Annotated in this window: 5 protein-coding genes and 1 tRNA gene; 1 reads left to right on the top strand and 5 read right to left on the bottom strand. The window is 52.9% G+C overall.

From position 1 onward, the window contains the following. Positions 1–108: 108 nt before the first annotated feature. Positions 109–933, bottom strand: coding sequence for a tyrosine-type recombinase/integrase (locus ACILP3_RS10455; RefSeq protein WP_395616568.1), 825 nt, complete (start codon positions 931–933; stop codon positions 109–111). Between the two features lie 84 nt (positions 934–1017). Beyond that, positions 1018–1107 (bottom strand) — tRNA-Ser (locus tag ACILP3_RS10450). Between the two features lie 132 nt (positions 1108–1239). Here ACILP3_RS10450 and hspQ point away from each other — a divergent pair. After that, a complete protein-coding gene (gene hspQ, locus ACILP3_RS10445) occupies positions 1240–1590 on the top strand; it encodes a heat shock protein HspQ (protein ID WP_395616567.1) in 351 nt (116 codons plus the stop codon). 94 nt (positions 1591–1684) lie between these two features. Here the strand turns inward: hspQ and ACILP3_RS10440 are convergent, their stop codons facing one another. The 3 genes from ACILP3_RS10440 to ACILP3_RS10430 all read right to left on the bottom strand — a co-directional run. Then, positions 1685–2383, bottom strand: coding sequence for an aspartate/glutamate racemase family protein (locus ACILP3_RS10440; protein ID WP_395616566.1), 699 nt, complete (start codon positions 2381–2383; stop codon positions 1685–1687). Between the two features lie 119 nt (positions 2384–2502). Next, a complete protein-coding gene (locus tag ACILP3_RS10435) occupies positions 2503–3885 on the bottom strand; it encodes an NAD(P)(+) transhydrogenase (Re/Si-specific) subunit beta (protein WP_395616570.1) in 1383 nt (460 codons plus the stop codon). Positions 3886–3916: 31 nt separating this feature from the next. After that, the coding region (locus ACILP3_RS10430) for a proton-translocating transhydrogenase family protein (RefSeq protein ID WP_395616569.1) at positions 3917–4075 on the bottom strand (159 nt) is incomplete at its 5' end.

Below are 4075 nucleotides of genomic sequence, written 5' to 3'. Positions count from 1 at the left end.
GCGCTCCGTGATCTGGGCCACCGCATCCCGCTTGAACTCATCGCTGAAATTTACCTTGCTCATCTTCGTCTCCTTACCTCAAATTTAGGGAAGAAGGCGTCCAGAAATCTAGGGGCTATTCAAAATGCAAAATTGCAGCGCACTGCATCCCATGCCATCTCGTTTTTCGAGATCACGAAAAAAAGCAGGAGTATCTTCGAAAGGCATGGCTGGGTGGTGTCGAACAAGACGCACCTTACTTATGGAGGGCAGAACTGCCTCCAAACCACCCTTGTAAACGGCTGGATTATCGCCAACACGCCATCCCATCAACTTGGCAGCATTAAGCACAGCTTCAATCCGCATTCTCACGCGGCTGGCTGTCTCGCTCTTCGTGCTCCATATGGGCCGGAGAATATCAACCAAATGCTCTGCTGCTACATCTGAAACTGGTATCTCGCCTATTACGGGGTAAGCATAGGTAGCGAGTGTGTTGGCCCACTGCTGGGCGTGCTTGGCGTTTTTCCAACTAGGGGCTCGGCTCTCAATGAAGTGCTCCGCTGCTTTACGAAAGGTCGTCTCCGTTCGCTTGCTAGCTAGCAGCGTTTGTTTTCGAAACGCGTGCAGAGCTTCTTTTGCTGCTCTTCGCTCATCGAGCGGATCGATGCCGCTAGCAATCTTTGCCTTAAGTTGTGCTGCCTCTGCCCTAGCATTGACGGGTTCGAGCACGTTAAGTGAACCAAGTCCCATTTCTCTGCGCTTTCCATTAAGCTGATATCGGAAAACCCAGCTTTTAGTACCACCTGACTTTACGGAGAGGTACAGACCATTGCCGTCAGAATGCACCCCCAATTTAGCGTTTTTGATTTCAAGTGCCGTAAGCCCCATTATGTGTTCCACCATTTGTTCCACCACATTCATGGTTGCTTTGGGAGAATTCACAAAAGCAGCCAAACACGGCTGGAGACATAATTCCCCAGAAAACTAGGGAATTCAAGCTACAAAGTGAATAAACAGAGTTGCCTACAAACAGAAAATTGGCGGAGAGATAGGGATTCGAACCCTAGGTACCGTCACCGGCACGCCGCATTTCGAGTGCGGTGCTTTCGACCACTCAGCCATCTCTCCGCAATTCATAGGGACTGGTCATTGCCGTAAAAACGGCGCATCCATATGACAGAGCGGGGCCATTAACTGAAGTTTTTCGCTTTGCCAAGCCACAAGGTTGATTTGTACGCCAGAAGATATGATAATGAAGCTATGAATGAACAAACACTCCCTCCAGAGATTGTGGAAACGGCGTTTTCCATCGGTGATGTCGTACGCCACCGCATATTTGATTTTCGAGGCGTTGTGTTCGACATTGACCCTGTTTTTGCCAATAGCGAGGAATGGTATCAATCGATACCGGAGCAGGTACGGCCGTCAAAAGACCAACCATTTTACCATCTGTTCGCCGAAAATGCAGAGAGCAGCTATATCGCTTATGTGAGCCAACAGAATTTACTTGCCGACCATCAGCAAGGTCCAATTAACCATCCGGGTATTAATGCGGTTTTTGAAGGGTGGAATGGCGACCAGTATCAATTGAAGCGGCTCATGCGTCAGTAGATCTTTCAGGCAGAATGACTGCCTGCGGCGGCCCCTTTCCTTCCAAATCTCTGCCATTTTGACGCCGCGAAGGTGCGTTTTATGCGTTCACGGCTTAGTTTGCATCCCCCAGAATCCAGTCGACGCCTGCGTCAGCATGAATTTCGGTACTATCATAAATAGGCAGGACATTGGCTTTGGTGTCGACCAACATGCTTAATTCGGTGCAACCCAGTACAACCGCTTTGATGCCTTCTTGATCAATTTCGGTGATGATGGTTTTCAACGTCCGTTCGGAATCGCGCTTCACCACGCCGCGCATCAGTTCATCGTAGATGATGCGTTCTAGATCTTTCACATCATCCATTTCGGCGGGCAACAAGGAAACACCATGCTTCACTAGGCGCTGACGATACCAGTTTTCGGTCATGACATTTGCGGTGCCCAGCAACGCGGCAGACGCAACGGCATCGGCCTGCATTTTCGCACCAACCGCGTCGGCAATGTGGATAAGCGGGATCGCTACAGACCCGGCCACCTCATCAAACACTTTATGCATGCTATTGGCGCAAATGAGCAAGGCGGTGGCGCCAGCTTGTTCCAGACGGCGCGCAGACGCGATCAGCACTTCTGCAACATGTGCCCAGTCTTGCGGCGTACTGGCCTTGCCAACGTCGCAGAAATTGAGGCTCTCGATCAGCAACGGCGCATTGCATGTACCATTGGTGCGGCGCAGGACCTGTGTATTGATACGCGCGTAATATAGCTCGGTGGAATACCAGCTTAAACCACCGATCAGTCCGAGTTTACGCATGTTCAACTTCCCCCAACAGCCGTCGTCCCAGCAAAGGCTGGGCACCATCAGGCCTGTCATTCATACCGCAAGCCATGCCGCCCCAGCTTCTGCTGGAGCGACGCGTGGTTCATTCTGGCTTAGTGCTGCAATGCCTTGACGATGTCCTCACACATCTTCTTCGCATCGGCGAGAAGCATCATCGTTTGATCCATGTAAAACACGTCATTGTCGACGCCCGCATAGCCAACACCGCCCATGGAACGTTTGACGAAGAACACGGTCTTTGCCTTGTCTACATCGAACACGGGCATGCCATAAATGGGCGAAGTCTTGTCGGTTTTCGCCGCAGGGTTCACCACGTCATTGGCACCAATGATAAACGCGACATCGGCTTGCGCAAATTCGCTGTTGATATCCTCAAGCTCGAACACTTCGTCATAAGGCACTGATGCCTCAGCCAACAGAACGTTCATATGGCCGGGCATACGTCCGGCGACAGGGTGGATGGCGTATTTTACGCTTACGCCCTGTTTCTTCAGAACATCTGCCATTTCGCGCAAGATATGCTGCGCCTGCGCAACCGCCATGCCGTAACCGGGCACGATGATAACGCTTTCGGCCTGTTGCATCATATAGGCCGCATCTTCGGCAGAGCCGCGCTTCCATGGACGCTGCTCCTTGGCTTCGCCGCTGGAGACAGCAGCCTCCGCACCAAAGCCGCCAGCGATAACGCTAATGAAGCTGCGGTTCATGGCCTTGCACATGATGTAGGACAGGATCGCTCCCGACGAGCCCACCAATGCGCCGGTGATGATCATCGCCGTGTTATGCAGCGTGAAGCCCATGGCGGCAGCGGCCCAACCGGAATAGCTGTTCAGCATCGACACCACGACGGGCATGTCCGCACCGCCGATGGGAATGATCAACAAAAAGCCAATGAGGAAAGCCAGCGCGGTAATGGTCCAGAAAATCCACGGGCTTTGGTCAACGGTGAAGTAGCCGATAAGACCAAGGATTGCCGCCAAAGTGCCCAAGTTAATGACATGGCGCAATGGCAAAAGTATGGGCGCGCCCGACATTTTGCCCGCCAGCTTTAAGAAAGCGATGACGGAACCTGAAAAGGTGATCGCGCCAATCGCGATGCCCAAGCCCATTTCAACCCGACTGACGGGGTTGATCTGGCCGTCTTCACCGACGATGCCAAAGGCACCGGGGTTAAGAAACGCTGCGGCTGCGACCAAAACGGCGGCCATACCCACCAAAGAGTGGAATGCAGCGACAAGCTGCGGCATGTCGGTCATGGCAATCTTGCGTGCCGTAACCCAGCCAATGCCGCCGCCAATGGCGATAGCGCCCAATATCTCAGGCAGTGAGGCAACGTCATGCGTAACTAAGGTCGTGACGACCGCAATCAACATACCGGCCATGCCAAAGCGGTTACCCTGTTGCGATGTGGCAGGCGAAGACAGTCCGCGTAATGCCAGTATGAAAAACACACCCGAAATCAAATAAGCGAGCATGACCCAAGCGGGAGGAGCAACATGTTCCAACTTAACGCTCCTTTTTCTTATACATGGCCAGCATGCGGGCCGTTACCGCAAAGCCGCCGAAGATATTGACGCTGGCCAATGCCACGGCGATCAAACCAAGCCACTTAGCGGTCGGTGATCCCCCTGCTGCTGCGGCGATTAACGCGCCGACGATGATGAC

The organism is Sphingorhabdus sp. (genome assembly GCF_044239665.1).
Taxonomy (GTDB): domain Bacteria; phylum Pseudomonadota; class Alphaproteobacteria; order Sphingomonadales; family Sphingomonadaceae; genus Sphingorhabdus_B.
The sequence above is the reverse complement of the archived record's forward strand: the minus strand, read 5'-3'. Positions and strand labels throughout refer to the sequence as shown.